The 17,091-nt window shown below is 62.6% G+C and carries 14 protein-coding genes; 9 read left to right on the top strand and 5 right to left on the bottom strand.

The features are described 5' to 3' along the window. The first annotated feature begins 137 nt into the window (after positions 1–137). From M1D34_RS25090 to M1D34_RS25100, 3 genes are all read left to right on the top strand, one after another. The gene (locus M1D34_RS25090) at positions 138–1,511 is read left to right on the top strand and encodes a UbiD family decarboxylase (RefSeq protein WP_498783011.1); all 1,374 of its coding nucleotides are present in this window, start codon (positions 138–140) and stop codon (positions 1,509–1,511) included. A gap of 30 nt (positions 1,512–1,541) precedes the next feature. Further along, complete coding sequence (locus tag M1D34_RS25095) at positions 1,542–2,174, top strand: UbiX family flavin prenyltransferase (protein ID WP_498783013.1); 633 nt, start codon at positions 1,542–1,544, stop codon at positions 2,172–2,174. Positions 2,175–2,252: 78 nt separating this feature from the next. Continuing rightward, entirely contained in the window at positions 2,253–3,644 is a 1,392-nt protein-coding gene (locus M1D34_RS25100; RefSeq protein ID WP_498783015.1) for a nucleobase:cation symporter-2 family protein, read from the top strand. 200 nt (positions 3,645–3,844) lie between these two features. Here M1D34_RS25100 and M1D34_RS25105 read toward each other — a convergent pair whose 3' ends face one another. The 5 genes from M1D34_RS25105 to M1D34_RS25125 are packed head-to-tail and all read right to left on the bottom strand — an operon-like array spanning position 3,845 to position 9,390. Then, positions 3,845–4,900, bottom strand: coding sequence for a CobW family GTP-binding protein (locus M1D34_RS25105; RefSeq protein WP_498783017.1), 1,056 nt, complete (start codon positions 4,898–4,900; stop codon positions 3,845–3,847). Beyond that, complete coding sequence (locus tag M1D34_RS25110; RefSeq protein WP_498783019.1) at positions 4,900–7,218, bottom strand: xanthine dehydrogenase family protein molybdopterin-binding subunit; 2,319 nt, start codon at positions 7,216–7,218, stop codon at positions 4,900–4,902. Before M1D34_RS25110 ends, M1D34_RS25105 begins: the two co-directional genes overlap by 1 nt. Beyond that, the gene (locus M1D34_RS25115; protein ID WP_498783021.1) at positions 7,215–7,700 is read right to left on the bottom strand and encodes a (2Fe-2S)-binding protein; all 486 of its coding nucleotides are present in this window, start codon (positions 7,698–7,700) and stop codon (positions 7,215–7,217) included. Before M1D34_RS25115 ends, M1D34_RS25110 begins: the two co-directional genes overlap by 4 nt. Then, positions 7,697–8,560 carry an FAD binding domain-containing protein gene (locus M1D34_RS25120; protein WP_003532039.1) on the bottom strand — a complete coding sequence of 288 codons (864 nt, stop codon included), beginning with the start codon at positions 8,558–8,560 and terminating at the stop codon, positions 7,697–7,699. The genes M1D34_RS25115 and M1D34_RS25120 overlap by 4 nt, the downstream gene beginning before the upstream one ends. A gap of 50 nt (positions 8,561–8,610) precedes the next feature. Continuing rightward, on the bottom strand, positions 8,611–9,390 hold the full coding sequence (locus M1D34_RS25125; RefSeq protein ID WP_498783023.1) for a GntR family transcriptional regulator: 780 nt from the start codon (positions 9,388–9,390) through the stop codon (positions 8,611–8,613). 468 nt (positions 9,391–9,858) lie between these two features. Here M1D34_RS25125 and M1D34_RS25130 point away from each other — a divergent pair, with 468 nt between their 5' ends. From M1D34_RS25130 to M1D34_RS25155, 6 genes are all read left to right on the top strand, one after another. Then, positions 9,859–11,154: an amidohydrolase family protein gene (locus tag M1D34_RS25130; protein ID WP_498783025.1), complete on the top strand. Its 1,296-nt coding sequence runs from the start codon at positions 9,859–9,861 to the stop codon at positions 11,152–11,154. Positions 11,155–11,206: 52 nt separating this feature from the next. Then, a complete protein-coding gene (locus tag M1D34_RS25135; RefSeq protein ID WP_498783027.1) occupies positions 11,207–12,190 on the top strand; it encodes a BMP family protein in 984 nt (327 codons plus the stop codon). 152 nt (positions 12,191–12,342) lie between these two features. Continuing rightward, a complete protein-coding gene (locus M1D34_RS25140) occupies positions 12,343–13,440 on the top strand; it encodes an ABC transporter permease (RefSeq protein WP_498783029.1) in 1,098 nt (365 codons plus the stop codon). A gap of 8 nt (positions 13,441–13,448) precedes the next feature. Further along, complete coding sequence (locus M1D34_RS25145; protein ID WP_127613918.1) at positions 13,449–14,381, top strand: ABC transporter permease; 933 nt, start codon at positions 13,449–13,451, stop codon at positions 14,379–14,381. Between the two features lie 9 nt (positions 14,382–14,390). After that, positions 14,391–15,917 carry an ABC transporter ATP-binding protein gene (locus tag M1D34_RS25150; protein ID WP_498783031.1) on the top strand — a complete coding sequence of 509 codons (1,527 nt, stop codon included), beginning with the start codon at positions 14,391–14,393 and terminating at the stop codon, positions 15,915–15,917. Between the two features lie 121 nt (positions 15,918–16,038). Continuing rightward, positions 16,039–16,935, top strand: coding sequence for a LysR family transcriptional regulator (locus M1D34_RS25155; protein ID WP_013850166.1), 897 nt, complete (start codon positions 16,039–16,041; stop codon positions 16,933–16,935). Positions 16,936–17,091: the final 156 nt, after the last annotated feature.

The raw sequence follows: 17,091 nt of genomic DNA on the forward strand, positions 1-17,091 counted from the left end.
CCTGGCCGATCCAAAAGTCAGAGCGGGATTCGGGCGGAACATCGCCCGCATTTTCCTCATCCCGCTCCAGGGCAGCGGCTCCCTCCAAGGCCGCTGCCCGCTCATTTGAAGTAAACGACACCGCGAAGGGCAGTATTATGGAGTTCGGCAGCCAGGACGTCCGCTACTTTCTCCGGGAATACCAGAAGGCGTATCCCGAAGACGTACTCACCATCGAAGACCGTATCACGGACGATCAGGACGCATCGGCGTTCATCTGGAAGCTCAACCAGCAAGGCCGGGCGCCGCTCCTGCATTTCCGCAACGTCGAAGGCGTCGGCGGCGAAGTGATTGCCAACACCTTCGGATCGCGCGAGCGGATCGCCCGGATGTTCGGGACCTCCCAGGACCGGCTGCACGAAGCCTATCAGGCACGCTCGCGGCAAGCCCTGCCGCCGCGGCTGGTCGACGGCGGGCCGGTCACCGAATGCGTGGAGGAGCACGACATCGACCTCGGCAGCCTGCCGATGCTGAAGCACTTCGCGACCGACAGGGCGAAATACATCACCAGCGGCATAATCATCGCCGAGCATCCCGAAACCGGCGCCGGCAATCTCAGCTATCACCGCGCCATGATCCATTCGAAGAACGAGCTGGCGACGAGCCTGCATTCGCGCGGACATCTGTGGCGGCTGCTCAACATGGCCAAGGACCGCGGCGAGAAACTGAAGGTCGCCATGGTCATCGGCGCACATCCCCTCTTCATGATCGCAGCCTCGGCGCGCCTGGCGTTCGGTGAAGACGAGCGCGACGTCGCCGGCGGCCTCATCGGCGAGCCGCTCGAGGTGGTACGGACGCCGAAATACGGCATCCGGGTTCCGGCCTATGCCGAAATCGTCCTGGAAGGCGTGATCGAGCCCGAAGCGCAGGTTGCCGAGGGGCCCTTCGGAGAGTTCACCGGCTACTCGTCCGACCGGTCGACGAACAATCTGTTTCGCGTCGAGACCTTCCTGCGCCGCAACGACGCAATCCTGGTCAGCGTTGCCGGCGGCAACTCGTCCGAACACCTCAATCTCGGCCGTGTTCCGCGTGAGGCGGAGATGGTGGAAAAGCTGAAGCAACGCTTCCCGAGCGTGACGGCGGTGCACTATCCGGCATCCGGCACGCATTTTCATGCCTATGTCGCCCTCAACCAGACGAGGCCCGGCGAGGCCCGCCAGATCATGCTCGGGCTGCTCGGCTGGGACGCCTATCTGAAGACGGTCATCGCAGTCGATGCCGACGTCGACATCACGCGGGACTCCGACGTGCTTTGGGCCATGTCCGCCCATTTCCAGCCGCACAAGGATGTCGTCATCATCGAAGGACTGCCCGGCAACGCGCTCGATCCTTCGGCATCCGGTATCGGTACGACGTCCCGCATGGGCCTCGACGCGACCCGCGGGCCTGATTTTCACGGCGTGCTCGCCAGGATCGACGAGGCCGCCTTCGACCGCGCTTCGGCGATTCTCGCGAAATTCGGCCGTCCTTAGACTGAATAGCGGCGCTTGGAGGTGAGAGCGATGAAAGCGGACCGGGAACAGAGAAAGCGGATCATCGTCGGCATCAGCGGCGCCTCCGGCGTGATATACGGCATCCGGCTCCTGGAGATCCTGCGGGATCTGGACATCGAGACGCATCTGGTGATGAGCCGTGCCGCCCAGATCACGCTGGCGATGGAAACGGACTTCAAGGTCGCCGACGTCGAAGCCCTCGCCGCCTGCGTCCATTCCAACAAGGACATCGGCGCTTCGTGCTCCAGCGGTTCTTTCCGCACGCTCGGGATGATCGTTGCACCCTGCTCGATCAAGACCCTGTCGGAAATCGCGACCGGCGTAACCTCCGGCTTACTGTCCCGGGCGGCGGATGTAACACTGAAGGAACGCCGCCGGCTGGTTCTCATGCTGCGCGAGACGCCATTGCATATCGGCCATATTCGTTCGATGGCCCAGGCGACGGAGGCGGGGGCGATCATCTGTCCCCCCGTCCCGGCCTTCTATGCCCGTCCGCAGACGCTGGACGAGATGGTCAATCATACCGTGGCCCGCGTCCTCGATCTGTTCGATATCGATACCGGGCTCGCACATCGATGGAACGGGCGGCGCGCTGCCGTCCCTGACACTCGACGTGAAGATGTCGAGGTGAAGATGAGGTGAGGAATACCGCCCGTTCGTCGGCCGGAGGAGGGTCGGGGTTCGGCGGAAGGCTCTTGGAAAAACAATGGGAGGAGCGAAATGAATACGGACTCGAAGTGCGATGCTATCGAAGCAATGTTTCCCGCGCCGAAACTGGCGGCGCTCGGTCTGCAGCATGTCCTGGTGATGTATGCCGGTGCCATCGCGGTTCCCCTGATCATCGGCAGCGCACTGAATCTCTCCAAGGATCAGATCGCCATGCTGATCAGCGCGGATCTTTTCTGCTGCGGCATCGTCACCCTCATCCAGTGTCTCGGCATCTGGAACGTCGGCGCGCGCCTGCCGATCATGATGGGCATCGGCTTTACCGCGGTTCCCCCGATCATCGCCACGGGCACGGATCCGGACCTCGGAATGCCCGGCGTTCTTGGTGCGGTGATCGCATCCGGCGTGTTCACACTTCTGGCCGCCCCCTATTTCAGCCGCTGGGTTCGCTTCTTCCCGGCGGTGGTGACCGGAACGGTGATGCTGGTCATCGGCTTGTCGCTGATGCGGGTCGGAGTAAACTGGGCGGCGGGCGGACAGCCCATGATAAAAGGCCCCGACGGGCTCATTCCCAATCCGGCCTACGGTGAGCCCTTCGCTCTTGCGGTCGCTGCGATCGTGCTGGTCTCCATTCTCCTGATGACCCGCTTTCTCAAGGGATTTCTCGCAAACCTCGCCGTTCTGTTCGGCATAGGGATCGGATTTGCGATCGCCGTCGCTTTCGGAAAGGTGGATTTCCAGGGGGTCGCCGATGCGAGCTGGGTCACGGTGGTGACGCCGTTCGCCTTCGGCATGCCGATATTCGACCTGTGGGCGACGGTTGCGCTCTGCACGGTCATGATCGTCATGATGATCGAAGCGACCGGCCAGATCCTGGCCGTCGGCGACATGGCAGGCCGCACGATCAGCGAAGCCGACCTGGCGCGCGGGCTGCGCACGGATGGCCTCGGGAACATTATCGGCGGAATCTTCAACACCTTCACATACACCACATATGCCCAGAATGTGGGCCTGCTCCAGATCACCGGTGTGATGAGCCGCTGGGCGGTTGCCGCGGGCGGCGTGGTGCTCATCCTTCTGGGCTGCCTGCCGAAGATCGCATTCATTACCGCGTCGATACCGAGCTATGTCGTCGGGGGCGCTGCGATCGTGATGTTCGGCATGGTCTCGGCGACGGGCGTCAAGATCCTCGCCCGCGTCAACTTCGTGGACAACCGCCGCAACCTCTACATCGTCGCCGTCAGCGTCGGCCTCGCGATGATCCCGGTGGTCGCCGACAAGATCTTCGCCCAGTTGCCGGAGTTCATCGACCGGTTCTTCCACAGCGGCGTTCTCGTCGGAACTTTCTCGGCGGTGCTGCTCAACCTGCTCTTCAACGGCGTTCCTCCGCGCGAGGAGGTGCGGCCGGATTTGCTCGGTGAGGGCGCCATGCGGCATCCCGGCTAGGCGCAGCCGGAAGTGAATGCACAACATGCACCGCCCCCGGCCAGGCCGGGGGCGGTGCGGTTTTATGCAAGGTCCATCAAAGGGGGTGCTCCTCGCCTTTTCCGGTCCGGCTGCGTCCAGTGGGATCCGCTGTTCCCGCTCAAACACGACAAATCCGCCGAAGCCTCCCGGCTTCGGCGGATTCTCGTCATTCCCCCGGATCAATTATCCGTATCGCCCGCCGAGGCAAGGCAACGCTCCAGTCCTCTTTCCAGCGCCGCCCGGTCGAGGTTGCGGCCGATGAAGACCAGCTTCGTATAAGGCATGTCCTTCCCCCAGACATGGTCCGGACGGAAGTCCATCAGCTTGTGCACCGCCTGGAGCACGAAGAAACGAGGATCGCCGGCAATCGCTATAATGCCTTTGGTCCGGAAGATGTCGTCGCCTTCCTCCCGAAGCAGGCCCGAGAGATAGCCCGTCAGGCGGCCCTGGTCGAAAGGCCGGTCGAAGACGAAGGATTCCGAGCTGACCGTCGCGTCATGCAGGTGATGGTGATGGTGATGGTGGTGATGATCGTGGTGATGATGATGATCGAGGTCGAGCAGCTTGGCCCGCTCGGCCACGTAGGACGGCGCGAAGCCGGAAATGCCGAGAATGCTCGACAGATCCACCCTGCCGTAGCTCGAGCGTACGATTTCGGCCGTCTGGTTGAGCTTGCGCATGCCGCGCTCGAGCGGGGCGATCTCTCCTTCCGATACGAGGTCGATCTTGTTGATGATGATGCGGTCGGCGGCGACGATCTGGTCGACGGCCTGGTTGTCGCGCCCATCGAGCACGGGATCGTCGATATGCTGGCCGATATGCTTGGCATCGACCAGCGTCACGATGCCGTCCAGCGTTACGTGCTTGCCGATTTCGTCATCGATGAAGAAAGCCGTCGCGACGGGGGTCGGATCGGCAAGCCCGCTGGTCTCGACAAGGATGTGGTCGAACTTGTCCTTTCGGGCAAGCAGCTTCTGCAGAACCTCGATCAGGTCGTTGCGCACATCGACGAAGCAGCAGATGCAGCCGTTCTTCATCTGGTAGATCTCTTCCTCGGAGGCGAGCACGAGGTCCGAGTCCACATCCACTTCGCCGAACTCGTTCTCGATCACCGCGATGCGGTGACCGTGCCGTTCCGTCAATATGTGGTTGAGAAGCGTTGTCTTTCCGGCGCCGAGGAAGCCGGTCAGGATGGTCACGGGAATTTTACTGTCCTGAAGATGGTTGGTCTGCATCACTGCCTCGTTTCGTTGGCTTTGGACTTGAGAGCGTTCAACACCTGCTCGGGCGTTATCGGGTAGTGGTGGAAGCGGACGCCGATGGCGTCGTAGATGGCGTTGGCGATGGCGGGCCCGATCGCGATGATCGGATCCTCGCCGACGCCCTTGGCACCGTAGGGACCGCCGGGATCCGGTGCCGTCTCGAGGATGATGGTGCGGATGGACGGCATGTCCATCGACAGGGGCATCTTGTAATCGACGAAGCTCGGATTGAGGGAACGTCCATCGGTAAGGTCGATGACGTAATCCTCGCTGAGGGTGTGGCCGATGCCCTGCTGAATGCCGCCCTCGATCTGTCCGGCCGCGGCGATCGGATGGATGACCCTGCCGATCTCATGTACCGGAACGACCTCGAGAACGGCGACCTCGCCGGTCTCGGTGTCCACCTCGACTTCGGCGAAATGGGCGGCGAAGGAGTAGGACTTCCTCGGCATGTAGGTGCCTACGCCGACCAGTTGCACCGCCGGCATTCCCCGCTGCGGTCCGACGGCCTCGGAAAGCCGGATGCTGCGATTGGAGCCGTTGGTGACGACCACGAAACCGTCCCGGATCGCGAGATTCTCGGGCTCGGCCTTGAGCATGGGCGCGGCGTGTTCGAGCACTTGCCTGCGCACTTCGGCGGCCGCGAGTTGAGCCGCCCGTCCGCCGAGATAGGTCGTGTGGCTGGCGAAGGCACCGATATCCCAGGGGACGATATCGGTGTCTCCTTGAACGACCGAGACGGCTTCGAAGGGCACGCCGAGTTCCTCGGCGACGATCTGCGAAAGCGCCGTATGCGCGCCGGTGCCGAGGCCGGCGGTGCCGGTGATCAGCGTCACCGTTCCGTCCTCGTTCATCTTCACGATTGCGTTGCCCTGTTCCTTGATGCCCGGATAGGCACTGGATCCGTGCATTTCGCAGCCGATCCCGATCCCGCGGCGCTTGACGGTTTTCGGCTTCTCCCGCCTGCGCAATTCGTGCCAGTTCGTCTCCTCCATGACGCGGCGGATGCAATCCCCCAGGCCGTGTCCGACGATCGGGTGCCCGGAGGGTGCGATGTCGCCCTCGCGCACCGCGTTCATCAACTTGAACTCGGCCGGGTCGAAGCCGAGCTTCTCGGCCGCCTCGTCCATCATGAGGTCGAGCGCATAGTAGGTCTGAACCACACCATAGCCGCGAAAAGCGCCGGCAATCGGCGAATTGGTATAGATGCAGCGGCCTTCCAGCCGGACATTCTCGCAACGGTAGAGCGAGGTCAGCGCTGCGGTGCCGACATTGGTGACGCCTGGACCGTGCGAGCCGTAGGCGCCGGAGTTGAAGGTGACCCTGGCTTCGCGTGCGACGATCCGGCCGTCTTTGGTGAAGCCCTGCTTCAGCCATATCTTGCCGGGGTGTCGCGAGCGGCCGCCGAGGAACGTTTCCTTGCGGCTGAACTCCATCTTGACAGGACGCCCCGTCTGTCGCGCGAGCAGGGCGCAGAGGAACTCGTTCTGAAACAGATCCTGCTTCGCGCCGAAGCCGCCGCCCATGTGATCGACGATAACGCGTACCTTGTTCAGCGGCACGCCGAGCACTTCGGCAAGCGTGCCGCGGACCATGAATGCGCTCTGGGTCGAGGTCCACATGGTGAGCTTGCCGTTGCCGTCCCACTGGCTGACACAGACATTGGGCTCCATATAGGCCGGTGTCGGGCGGCCGAGATCGTATTCGCGCTCGAGGATCAGATCCGCTTCGGCGAAACCCCTGTCGACGTCGCCGCGGGTGACGAAGACCGGCGGCAACACCTGGTTCCGGTCGAGACCATTCTCATGGATCGGCGGAGCGCCGGGCACCGATGCGGCTTCGATGGTGAAGAGGCCGGGCAAGGGCTCGTACTCGACCTCGATGAGCGCGACCGCGCGCTCAGCGATTTCCTCGCTGACGGCAGCGACTGCGGCGACGCCCTCGCCCCAATATCGCACCCTGTCATCCAGGATATACTGATCCTTGGTAACGGATGCCGAGCGCGGATGCGGTGAGCCCGCATGCAAAACGCGCGGCACGTTCTCGTGTGTCAGCACCGCCTTGACGCCCTCGAGCGCCAGCGCCTTGCTCGTGTCGATGCTCCTGATGCGCGCATGCGCGATGTTGCTGCGCTTCATCTTGGCGTGGAGCATGCCGGGCAAGGCGACGTCGCCTGCATATCTGGCCGTCCCCGTGACCTTCTCCAGAGTATCGGAACGCTTGACGCTCTTGCCCACGACGGTGAAGTCCCGGTCGGACAGGTCTCTGTCGATCCTTTCATATGTGTTCATAGCGTCCCCGCCTTTCTCAGTTCCTCCGCCGTGGCCCGAACAGCGTCGATGATCTTGGTGTAGCCGGTGCAGCGGCAGATATTGCCGGCCAGAGCGAAGCGGATTTCGTCCTCGCTCGGGTCCGGGTTTTCGTCGAGCAGCGCCTTGGCCATCATGATGATGCCCGGCGTGCAGAAGCCGCACTGCGCACCGCCGTGCTCCATGAATTTCTGTTGCAGGAGGTGCGGCTGGTCATAGGCCGGCTGCAGGCCTTCGATGGTCTCGATCGTCGCACCCTCGGCCTCGATGGCGAGCACCAGACAGGCATTGACCGGCCTTCCGTCCATGATGACCGTGCAGGCACCGCAGTCGCCGACATCGCAGCCTTTCTTGGTTCCGGTGAGACTGCCTTCGTTGCGTAGCGCATCGAGCAGCGTGCGGTTGGGAACGACCGCGAGTTCACGGGACTCGCCATTGACCGTCATCGAAACGACCCGGTTCATTGGGCACCTCCCATGGCGTAACCGATTGCCCGGCGCGTCAGCACGCCGACCATGTCGCGGCGGTAGGCCGCACTTGCCCGCACATTGCCGATGGGAGTGGCTTCCTGCATTGCGCTTTCCGCAGCTTCGGCCAGCAGTGCCGCGTCGATCCTGCGTCCCCTGATAAGGTCCTCGGTCCTGCGGGCGCGGATCACGGTCGGCGCCACGGCGCCGAGCGCGATGCGGATGTCCGAACATTGTCCGGCGACATGCTCGATGCTGACGGCAACGCCGACGGTCGCGAGTTCCATCGCCTTGCGGCGGCCGTGCTTGATATAGGCGCGGCCGCTCGTCGGGCGGGGCGCCGGAAGGGATATGCCGGTTACGATATCTCCGGGCGAAAGAACCGTCCGGCCGGGACCGGTGAAGAAGTCCTCGAGCAGAATGGTCCGCTCGGTGCCTCCATTATAGACGGACAGGCTGGCGCCGTCGGCGATCAGGGGCGGGATCGTGTCGGCCGAAGGGGAGGCGCGACAGATGTTGCCGACAATGGTTGCCCGGTTGCGCACTTGTACCGAGCCGAGGAGGCTTACCGCCTTGGCGAGGTTCGGATAGTTGCCGATGACGTGCGGCGAGGTCTCTATCTCCCGGACCGTCACCAGCGCGCCAAAGCGAAGCCCGGCGGCCGGATCATAGGTAAAATCCCTCAGGTTCGGGATCTTCTTGATGTTGACGAGATGAAGGACGCTGCGAAGCTCCTCCTTCATCTCGACAAGCAGATCGGTGCCGCCCGCGATGATGCTGGCATCCTTGCCGAGCCGCCTCAGCAGATCGCTGGCCTCCGCCAGGCTCGCCGGCTCGTAATATTCGAACGGTTTCATGCATTCCTCCTCCCAAAAACAGCGGTACGCCGCCGCGTTCCGCACTTGATTCAATCGATACCGGGGTCACCATCCTCCCGTTGTGCGCTCTCGCCGGACGCGGCGTTGGCCTGAACGGAGCGAAACGCCTGCATGGCCGCGGCGCGATCTGCCACCAGTTCACGTTCCAGGGCCCGAAGGTGCTCCATATTGAGGCGGGCGGCCCTTTCGCCGTCTCCGCTCGCTATCGCTTCGACGATCTCGGAATGCGCGTGATTGCCGCAGAATCGCGGCTCGGTATCCGGCCTCGACCAGGAGAGCAGCGGCTGGCGGTTGATGAGATCGCGTATCACCCCCGTCAGCACGTCGTTGCCGGCCATTTCCGCCAGAAGCAGATGGAACCGCCGGGACAGATGCCGGGCTTCTTCCATGCGGCCCTCTTCATAGGCGTTGCGTTCGTCCTCCACGAACGACCGCAGGCGCGCACGCTCCGCCTCGCCGATCGTGCCGGCGAGCTTCTCGACCGTCGCTGTCTCGATCACGATGCGCGCGTCGAATATCTGCCGCGCTTCGTCGGGCGAACACATGGCGATGGACGCTCCCTTGTTGGGGCTGAGTTCCACCAGCCCCGCATGCGCCAGCCGCATGAGCCCGTTGCGTATGGCCGACCTGCTGGCGCCGGAGGCGATCGCCAGCTCGCGCTCGATCAGTCTGGCGCCGGGGGCCACCCGATGATGCATTATCGCCTCGACGATGACCTGGACGACACGTTGCTCGGCCTCCGGCCCGCTCATCGCGGCCCCGACAGGGGGACGGTATCTTGCACTCCTGAGAAAGGGCGACGCGGCCATCCGAAACACTCCAGATTAGATTGTCAACAATCTATACTTGGGTGACTGGATGTCAACGTTACGTATTATCGCGCCATTTCAACGCGTTAATGTATGGACTAATAGTATTTTATTCGCGAAACCCATGCTCTTATCGTGGCTCCTGGCGCGTCACCATACACAAATTTGCTGAAATGAAATCACTTCCGGAATTTCTGCGGATCGCATCTCCGCAGAAACACCTGCTTGGTAGCCGATAATACGATTTTCTTGGCGGATAAAAACACTGACGCGTGATAATATATTATATCGTTCCTTTTGATATCGTGCACTGCACTGACGGATGCGGTGCCGTGGGAACATTCATGATAAAACCGAAACAATATATATCTATTATGAAATTGCCTCAATAATCGCCGCTTCTTAGTCTCCATCCAGATGGAATGACCCAGACGGAACGGGTCAGACGGAATGGAATGGAGTCACTCGATGCATACGGTTCTCGGAACCCGTCATGGCGGCGCCCGCCGTGCACTTCTCCTGCGTGGCTGCCGGATTGCCGGCGAAGCCGCGGCAGGCGATGAACGCGATATCCTCGTCGGGGAAGACGGGCGCATCGCCAGCATCGGCCATCGCCTGGAAGTGGGCCTGGATGTGATCGGCGTCGATCTCCGCGGCGCGCTCGTCTCGCCGGGCTTCGTCGACGTCCACCAGCATCTGGACAAGACAGGTGTCCTCAAATTCACGCCCAATCCCTCGGGAACCTTGCAGGGAGCGCGGGAGGCATTCGCCAGATATGCCCGCCAGGCGCCGGAAGACGACGTGACGCGACGTGCGGCGCGGACCATGGAACGCTGCCTTGCCCGCGGCACCACTGCGATCCGCAGCCACATCAATGTCGACAAGGATGCCGGCTTCAACGGCATCAACGCCTTGGCCCGGCTGAGATCCGAATGGGCGGACCGGCTGACGCTGCAGCTCGTCGCTTTCATGACGCCGCATCCCAATCAGGATATCGAATGGCTGGAGAAGAACATCGATGCCGCGGTCGAACAGGCCGACGCGGTCGGGGGCACCCCGGCGGTCGCCGAGGACCCGATGCGGTATCTCGACATCCTCTTCGCCGCGGCCGAGCGGCATGGCCGACCCATCGATCTGCATCTCGACGAACACCTGAACCCCGAACGGCCGCTTTTCGACGCCGTGTTCGAGCGGGTCCGGAGATTTGGCCTGCAGGGGCGCACCGTCCTCGGTCACGCATCCGTCCTGAGCGCGCTGCCGAGGCAGGAATTCGAGCGCATACGCGACCAGATGATCGATCTCGACATCGCGGTCGTGACACTGCCTGCGGCCAATCTCTACCTGCAGGGCCGCTGCCACGACATGTTGCCGCCCCGCGGTCTGACGCGCGTCGCCGAACTGATCCGCGCGGGGGTCGCCATCGCGTCCGCATCCGACAATATCCAGGACCCGTTCGTGCCGACCGGCTCGGGCGACATGCTCGAGATCGCGCGCTGGACGCTGCTTGCCGGGCATCTGCGGGGCGACGAGCTCGCCACTGCCTATGACATGATCACCGCAATACCGGCACGCATGATGAATCTGACCGACTACGGCATCCGCGAGGGCGCCTGGGCGGACCTTGTCGTCACCGATTGCGAGGATGTCAGCGCTCTCGTCGGCGGGGGTCCCGACTGCATCCAGGTGCTCGCGAAAGGCCGGCCGGTCGCAGCACCCGCATCGCCTGCCATGGAGGCCATACGCGCATTGGAAGATGTCCCCTGAACGGCAGCAAGCCGTCGGACGGGCATGATGAGGAGAGGAAGGGAGGAGCATCATGATGATTACCAGAAGAGGCTGTTTGGGGTCGGCGGTTGCAATGGCCGCGCTCATTGCCGCGGGGCCGGCTTTCGCCGAGGGCGCACCGTTCAAGATGGGACTGCTGGTTCCCGGCAGCATTTCGGAAGAAGGATGGAACCGGATAGGCTTCAACGCACTCAAGGGCGTGGAGGCGGAACTTGGTGCCGAGGTCAGCTATGTCGAGCTGCAGCAGAACCCGGCATCCTTCGAGAAAGCCTTCCGTGACTTCGCCAGCCAGGGCTACAACGTCATTCTCGGGCACGGCTTCGAGTTTCAGGATGCCGCTCTCGAGGTCGCGCCGGAATATCCCGATACGGTCTTTCTCATTTCCTCGAGCTATATATCCGAGGGAAATGTCATCGGCCTCAACACGGATACGAGCCAGCCCTTCTACCTGATGGGCGTGATCGCGGCCAAGACGGGCAAGAAGGCGGGTCTCGTCGGAGGGATGGAGATCCCGCCGATCAAGGAGGCCTTCGAGGGCTTCACCAACGGTGTGCGAAGCGTCGCGCCGGACTTCCCCGTCAGCGAGGTCTATATCGGCAACTTCACCGATGCGACCGCGACCAAGGAGGCGAGCCTCAGCCTGATCTCGCAAGGGGCCGACTTCGTGCTGCCGAATGCTTCAGGGGCGACGGTGGGCGGTTTCCAGGCCGCCGCGGAATCCGGTGCCGACGTCAAGACCTTCAGCATCTTCAGCGACTACACCTCGGTCGCTCCCAAGAACATCCTCGGGCTTTACGTCGCCGACTATGCCCGGGGCGTCATCCGCATCGTCGGAGACATCAGGAACGGCAAAAAGCCGACGACAAATGTCGAGTTCGGCCTGAAAGATGCCGACGTCATGAAGTTCACCTACAATGATCAGGCTGCAAATCCGGTGACGGAGGACGTACGCAAATACGTCGATGAGGTGAAGGGCAAGATCGTCGCCGGAGAAATCAAGACCCGGCAGAAATAACGCCCGCAGGCGCGAGAAGGATGGGGCACTGCCCGACAGGTTGGGCCGGTCCGGCGCCGTTCGGCGTGTGCCCCATTCTGCCACGATAACCGCTTCGATCGATTGTTCGATGGAAAGCTTCAGGCTTTTCCTAATCCGAAGGCAGCAAACTCATGGCAAACAGTGAAAGTGGACGGCCGCTGGCGGTCGTCCCCCAGGCCTATGGCGCCCTTTGGCGAGGCCTGCTCGGTCCTTTACGCACGATTATCCAGCCGGCCGCCGCTGTTGTTCTGGCTCTCGCATGCGGCGCGGCGCTTCTTGCCTTCAACGGTTACGAAGCACGCGCCGTGATCGATGTGATGGTGCTTGGCGTCTTCCAGGACACCCGCTCGATCGCCGAAATTCTCCTGAAAGCAACGCCGCTGATCCTGATCGGCGTCGGCCTTTGCATCGCCTTCCGCTGCAGCATCTGGAACATCGGCGCCGAGGGGCAATTCTATGCCGGCGCCATCGCCGCAACCGCCGCCGGCGTTTCCTTCGACGGGTTGACCGCGTGGATCTACGTCCCGCTGGTCATGATTGCAGGCGCTCTTGCAGGTGCGGCATGGGCGGCGATCGCCGGACTTCTGAAGGTCTATTTCCGGGCCAGCGAGATCGTGACGACGATCATGCTGAATTACATCGCCATTATCATGACGAGCTATCTCGTGACCGGCCCGCTGCGGGATGCGGCTGCGGCCTATCCGCAATCGGCCCGGCTGGTCCAGGAGGCATGGATGCCGCGCATCCTGCCGCCGACCCGCCTCCATATCGGCATCCTCGTCGCCCTGGCGCTGGCCGTCGTGATGTACATCTTTCTGTTCCGCAGCACCCGGGGCTATGCGCTGAGGGTGGTCGGCATCAGCCCGGACGCCGCGCGCTATGCCGGGATCAGCGTTCCCAGGAACATCATGCTGTCGATCTGCCTGAGCGGCAGCATGGCCGGGCTCGCAGGGGCCTTCGAGATCGCCGGCGTCACCCGGCGGCTCTTTCAGTCGATCTCTCCGGGCTATGGCTTCGAAGGCATCGCGGTCGCTCTTCTCGCAAACAACAATCCGATCGGAGCGGTCTTCTCGGGCCTCTTGTTTGCAATTCTGCGAAGCGGCTCCGAGCTCATGCAGATCACGGCACAGGTGCCTCAGGTTCTCGTGCTCGTGATTCAGGGCATCGTCATTCTCTCGGTCGTGGGATTTGCCGTGTTGCGGATCCCGTCGATGCGCCCTTCCGAATAGGTGGACCCATGGAAGATTTAGCAAGCCTGAGCTTTCTCGCCGCGACCATTGCAGCCTCATGGCGGCTGGCAGCGCCGCTGATGTTCGCATCGATCGGCGAAGTGTTTTCCGAGCGCGCCGGTGTCCTCAATATCGGCCTCGAAGGCGTGATGCTGGCGGGTGCCTTTGCGGGTTTCGCCGCCGCCTTCACCAGCGGAAGCATCCTGCTCGGTGTCGCCGCGGCGGTCGCGGCAGGTGTTCTCGTCGGCCTGTTGTTTGCGTTCTTCACCATCACGATCAAGGCGGACCAGATCGTGGTGGGCGCCGCCATCAACCTGCTCGGCCTCGGCCTGACGGCCTTTCTGTTCCGCGCCTATTTTTCCTCGGCCGGCAAGGGCATCGAAATCGCCAAGCCTGTCGATCTGCCGTGGCTGAGCGATCTGCCGTTCTTCGGCGAAGCGTTCTTCCGGCAGAACGCCTTTGTCTACAGCACGCTTCCGGTGGCCGCGCTTGCCGTCTTCGTGCTCTACAGGACGTCGTTCGGACTGACGCTTCGCGCCGTCGGCGAGCATCCCAAGGCTGTCGACGTTTCGGGCCGCAGCGTGGCGCTCTACCGCTACGGCGCGGTGCTTATCTGCTCGGCGCTCGCGGCGCTCGGCGGCGCCTTCCTGACGCTCGCCCACTCCAACCAGTTCGTCGAAGGCATTTCCTCGGGCCGCGGCTTCATCGCCCTTGCCGTGGTCGTCTTTGCGAGATGGTCGCCCATCGGCGCCTTCATCGTCTCGCTGCTCTTCGGGGTGTTCTATGCGCTGCAGCTGCAATTGCAGGCGCAGCCGGTGCTCTTCCTCCCCTATCAGCTCTTCCAGGCTCTGCCCTACGTCATGACGATCGCGGCGCTGATACTTGTCCGAAACCGGGTCGACACCCCGAGCATGCTCGGCGTCGCCTACAAGAAAAGCTGAGGGGGAGAAATGGCGGGCAAACAACTGCTTTTGATGGATGGAATCCATAAACGATTCGGACCGCTCATCGTCAGCGCAGGCGTGACCCTCGACGTCGCGGAGAACGAGATTCACGCGCTGCTTGGCGAAAACGGCGCCGGCAAGACCGTTCTGATGAGCATTCTTTGCGGTGTTCTCTCGCCCAATGAAGGGCAGATCGTCTTCAAGGGACGGCCACTCAAGCTAGGCTCCCCCCGCGAAGCCATCAAACATCGCATCGGCATGGTCCACCAGCACTTCATGCTGGTCCCCAACCTCACGGTCGCGGAAAACTACGTGCTAGGACAGGGCTCGCCCTTCAGCATGATCCGCGACATGAGGGCGGTACATGCGCGCATTCTGGAGCTCAGCGACCGCTACGGTCTCGACGTCGCGCCCGACGCGCTCGTCTCCAGCCTGTCGGTTGGCGAACGGCAGCGGGTCGAGATCTTGAAGGTGCTCTACCACGGCATCGAACTGCTGATTCTGGACGAGCCGACCGCGGTCCTGACGCCTCAGGAAACCGACCGTCTCCTGCATCTGCTTCGCCAACTCGTCGCAGACGGAAAGACGGTCATCTTCATTTCGCACAAACTGGACGAGGTGATGCGCGTCAGTGATCGCGTCAGCGTCATGCGCGATGCCAAGGTTGTCCGCACGGTGAAAACGTCCGAGACGACCGCGCGCGAGCTGGCGCGCATGATGGTCGGCAGAGACGTTCTGATGGATTTGCCGCGGGCACCTCTCGAGCCCGGCCGTGTCGTGCTGTCGGTCGAGCATCTCAGCTGCGACGGCGAAGCCGGGCTTCCGGCACTGCGAGACGTATCTTTCGAGGTCAGGGCCAATGAAATTGTCGGGATCGCAGGCGTCTCCGGCAATGGCCAGAGCGAGCTGGCGCTGGCCCTGACGGGGCTTCTTCCGGTTGCGTCCGGCAGCGTCACGCTCGACGGGACCCAGCTGGCGGGCCTGTCGTCCTACGAGATCAATCAATTGCCTATGGCGCATATCCCCGAGGACCGCCACAGGATGGGCATCGTGCTGCCGCTGCCACTGACGGAGAATGTGATCCTTCAGCGGTTCGACAAGCCGCCCTTCTCGTCTCGTGGATTGCTCGACCTGAACGAGATCACGAGGCAGACCCGTGATCTCATGCGCCGCTTCAAGGTCAAGGCGTCGGGACCGGGCGACCACATCCGGAATTTGTCGGGCGGCAATCAGCAGAAGCTCGTCGTCGGGCGCGAGTTGGACCGCCGGTTCGATTTCCTGCTGATCAATCAGCTTACGCGCGGTATCGACATCGGAGCGACCGAGCTGGTGATGCACAAGATTCTCGAGCAGCGCAGCGCCGGCAAGGCCATTCTGCTGATATCCACGGAGCTCGAGGAATTGTTCACGCTCTCCGACCGCATCCTCGTCATGTATGAAGGCCGCCTCGTCGGCGAGATTCCGCCCGACCGCAGCCGTCTGGAAGAGATCGGGCTGCTGATGGCCGGCAAATCTCCGCTATCGGCAGCTTGAGGAACCGGTCTAAGGCGATCGCGGGTACATCCATTGTTTTTGCGCCGGAAAAAGGGGAACTTGGCTCAAGCGGAACGGGAACAGGCAGCGCTGCTGCCTGGCGCGAGACAGAGAAGTACCGATGAATGTGACACTTCGCCAGTTGCAGGCCTTCATTGCCGTGGCCGAACTCGGGCGTTTCCATCTGGCAGCCGATCACCTCGGACTCACGCAGTCGGCGATCAGCATCCTGATCAAGGATCTGGAGGTTGCCCTCAAGCATCGGCTGTTCGACCGGCACACACGCATGGTCAGCCTGACGACGGCCGGAGCGGAATTTTTGCCGCAGGCCCGCAAGGTCATGTCGGACCTCGAGATCGCGGTTGCGAATGTGCACGAACTGGCGAGCCTGCAGCGCGGCCGGGTCACGATCGCGGCGGCAATCGTGCTTGCTGCGACCTTGCTGCCGCCGGTCATCGCGCGCTTCGTCAAGCGTTATCCCGACATATCGGTACAGGTGCGGGACATGCCGGAGGAGGAGATCCGCTCCGCATTGAAGCGGAACGAGGCGGATCTCGGCATCGGCACCGTTTCCGCCGACGATCCGGAGATCCAGGCCAGCGTCCTGATGCGGGACCAGCTCACCTTGATTTGCCGCTCCGACCACAGATTCGCAAAGGCGCGGCAGGTGAGCTGGGCAAGCCTTGCAGGCGAAGGCCTGATCGGACTGGCAAAGGACAATCCCCTGCGCGGGCTCGTCGATCGCGCGCTGATCGCCTCCGGTGTAGAGGTCAAGACGAGATACGAGGTGCGTTTCTCGACGACGGCGATCAGCATGGTGGCGGAAGGCCTGGGTATAGCGATCCTTCCGGAAAACTCCCGCCAGCTTACGACCAATGTGGACGTCCGGATCGTCGAGCTGGTCGATCCGGTCATCAGCCGCAACATCTCCATTCTGCAATACCGCCAACCGATGCTCTCGCCGGCGGCCGCGAAAATGAAGGAGTTTCTCATGGGAGCGAGCCGCAAGCTCTCGTGATTTAGGGCACTTCCCCGTCTTCGAGACAGTCCGGCGGCAGGATGTCGGATTGAGGGTGATGACTCCGCCCACGGCATCATTATGTCCGCCGATGAACGTGGTCGCGATCTCGACGACGACGTCGACCCCGAAATCACGCGGGCGGCCGACCGCCGG

This window comes from Ensifer sp. D2-11, from assembly GCF_054161295.1.